Here is a 2,904-nt window from a genome sequence, read left to right as displayed (position 1 = left end):
GCGGAGCCCCCAGGCACCGGGGCGACCGCACGGGTGCGAGCCGCCAGGCGCCGGGGCGACCGCGCGGGTGCGGAGCCCCCAGGCGCCATGGCCAGCTCTAACGGACACCAGCGACGCTTAGCGCCTCAATCGGCCGCGCGCGCGGCCCTAACGGACACCAGCGACGCTTAGCGGTCATTTCAGCCACCTACACGGCACTTCATGCCCGCTAAGCGTCGCTCATGACCGTTAGACGTGGAAAGAAGCCAAATAACGGTGCTAAGCGTCTCCTGTGTCCGTTACAGCTTAATTTCGCCGACATCGTGACGCCAACAGGCGCAAGTCAGCACAGATCACCATGGATCAGCACGCATGGTTCAGCTTGCATAGATTAGCTCGCATGGTTCAGCACGCATGGTTCAGCTTATTGAGATTAGCTCGTATCGATCAGCTCTTATGGATGAGCACGCATGGATCAATACGCATATATGAGCTCTTATGGATCAACACGCATGGATCAGCTCGTATGGATCAGCTCGCATGAACGAGCTCACATGGTTTGGCCAGCACGGATTACCAAAGAACAGTCTCGACCTCTGCCCGCCCCCCGTGCTGCATCCGTGACTTGATTTCTTGAGCGTCACCAGCTATGACAGGTATGCCGGCGTACTTGACGGACTTTTGCTCACATCGCTATAGCCGCCTGGAGGCTGCCCGCCCGCCGTATACGCCGTCTCCGCTGCTTAGCCGTGGCTGTGCCTGCCCGCCGTATACGCCGTCTCCACTGCTTAGCCATGGCTGTGCGCGGCCGGCGCGGCGCGGGGCGCGAGGCGGCCTGGCAGCCGTTTCGATCTGGCGGGTGAGGGCGTGCTGCACCGCCTCCAGCACCTGTTGATTGCGCTGGAGTCTGGTCCGAAAGGCCGGCGAGGAGGCACAGATGTCTGCCACACTCTCCAGCATGCTCGCGACGGCTCGCTGACTGCGGGCCAAGGCGGACACGAGCTCCAGCCTGACTTCGCGCTCCCTGACCTTGCTGTGCATCGGTACCACCTCGTCCGCTGTTGATCGTCATGTGCGAGCAGCGTGCGAGCGCACCCGCCTGGAGCGGATGCTTATTTGTCCCCGCCCATGCCGAAGTCTCCTCCGAACAACCCTTCCATGCCGCCCATCATGTCGCCCGACTCTTCCTGATCATGACGCAGCACGACCTTCATGACGCTCGACATCCCTTGACCGAGCTTGGATAGCCCGTCGATGACCTCGATGAGCTGATCATGAATATCCATGCTTTCCTGCAGCAGCTCTTGCTGCGACCCAAAGGCGTCCGGATTCACATGGTGGCCGACCCAGTTGCGGACCTTCTCGGCTTCGAGCGCCTTGGCCTCCAGCATGAGGGCCATATTCAACTGCAGCTTGGCCGAGGTCTCCAGCATCCGCAGATACGATTGCTCGCGGCTCATTGTGCCTCACTCCTTGGCCGGCTTATTCCTCTTGGCCGTCAATTTCTTTGAACACATGCGACAGATGATCCGCGATCGTCTCCTCCAGATCAGCCAGACTATTGAGATAGCCTACGATTGATTTGGTGACCAGCTTCGCGTTTTCGATCAGCACCGGCATGCCTTCAAAGGCCGGATTCTCGTCCGGGAGCGCGTGTACCCCCTCCGCGAGACGGACGGCGACGTGCCGCTTGGCTTCCAGCACGCGCGCCATCTCCCGGTGAGAGGCCGACAAGTGCTCGACGATATCCGTAATCGGTTGCTGCATGCCCGCTCACCTCCATTCCCGTCTCTACGCATTCCTAACCAGCATATGCACAGCCGCTCCGGGTGCTACTGTCAATTCGACCCGGGCTGCCGACAATTGCTATCGCATCGCTGCCGATTGGTACCGTGTTCCTGTTACCGGCAAGCGCCCGCTCATACCGTGCCCATCGCAATCCAGTTGAGCATGCCCGACGGTTGCGGGCTGAAGCGGGTACGAATGATCGCGATTACGGCGCGATCCTTCTCCTTGGCCTGCACGATTGCGTAGCAGGACGGGTGATCCGTTGTGGCCGTCAATGCATACGCCGTGTCCGCGAAGGGTTGTGCCAATTGAATGACGACCTCGACGCGTTCATCCTGTCCCGCAAACGCGTACTGCGCCAGGCCAAAGCACTGTCCCGCCTTGCGACCGGACGTATCGATGACAGGCTCAAAGGCGAGACGGTCCCTCGTAATGCTGCCCGGTGTCACGTGCCGATTCGTCACGGCTCCTGTACAGAGCTGCTCGCGCCCGACGACGTCCTCGGCCAGATGAGCCGAAGCGACCGCGCCTGCCGCGAGCTTGTCGGAGCTGATGCAGCCTTCGGCCAAATGCATCGCCGACACCGCCTCGGCTGCCAACTGGTCGCCGCCGATCAACTCGTGACGCGTCTGCAGTGCAGCCCGCACCTCCGGCGCCAGCTTACTTGCATCTACCGCGCCCGCTGCCAGCTTGCTCGCATCCACGCTGCCATCCGCCAGCTTGGCGCCGTCTACGCTGCCCTCGAGCAGGACTTCGCCGCTCAGACTACCGGCTCCCAGCTGCGCCTGCACTGCTCCGCTCGCCAGCTTACTTGCATCTACCGCGCCCGCTACCAGCTTACTTGCATCCACACTGCCGTCCGCCAGCTTGCTCGCATCTACCGCGCCCGCCGCCAGCTTGCTCGCATCCACGCTGCCATCCGCCAGCTTGGCGCCGTCTACGCTGCCCTCGAGCAGGACCTCGCCGCTCAGACTACCGGCTCCCAGCTGCGCCTGCACTGCTCCGCTTGCCAGCTTGCTCGCATTCACACTGCCGTCCGCCAGCTTGCTCGCATTCACACTGCCGTCCGCCAGCTTGCTCGCATCCACGCTGCCGTCCGCCAGCTTGGCGCCGTCTACGCTGCCCTCGAGCAGGACT

General features: G+C 62.3%; 4 protein-coding genes. All 4 read right to left on the bottom strand.

Going from position 1 to position 2,904, the window contains the following annotated elements; all coding sequences use genetic code 11:
- Window positions 1-672: 672 nt before the first annotated feature.
- A complete protein-coding gene (locus tag IDH44_RS23625; RefSeq protein ID WP_190921297.1) occupies window positions 673-1,020 on the bottom strand; it encodes a hypothetical protein in 348 nt (115 codons plus the stop codon).
- 71 nt (window positions 1,021-1,091) lie between these two features.
- The gene (locus IDH44_RS23620; protein ID WP_190921296.1) at window positions 1,092-1,439 is read right to left on the bottom strand and encodes a restriction endonuclease subunit S; all 348 of its coding nucleotides are present in this window, start codon (window positions 1,437-1,439) and stop codon (window positions 1,092-1,094) included.
- 22 nt (window positions 1,440-1,461) lie between these two features.
- The gene (locus IDH44_RS23615; protein ID WP_190921295.1) at window positions 1,462-1,746 is read right to left on the bottom strand and encodes a nucleoside-diphosphate sugar epimerase; all 285 of its coding nucleotides are present in this window, start codon (window positions 1,744-1,746) and stop codon (window positions 1,462-1,464) included.
- Window positions 1,747-1,898: 152 nt separating this feature from the next.
- Window positions 1,899-2,904 (bottom strand): WIAG-tail domain (locus IDH44_RS23610; RefSeq protein ID WP_190921294.1); only part of this gene is annotated, 1,006 nt, incomplete at its 5' end.

It is taken from the genome of Paenibacillus sabuli, from assembly GCF_014705605.1.
GTDB classification, from domain to species: domain Bacteria; phylum Bacillota; class Bacilli; order Paenibacillales; family Paenibacillaceae; genus Paenibacillus_D; species Paenibacillus_D sabuli.
Note: the sequence above shows the minus strand (reverse complement) of the source record. Positions and strands in the feature narration are given on the sequence as shown.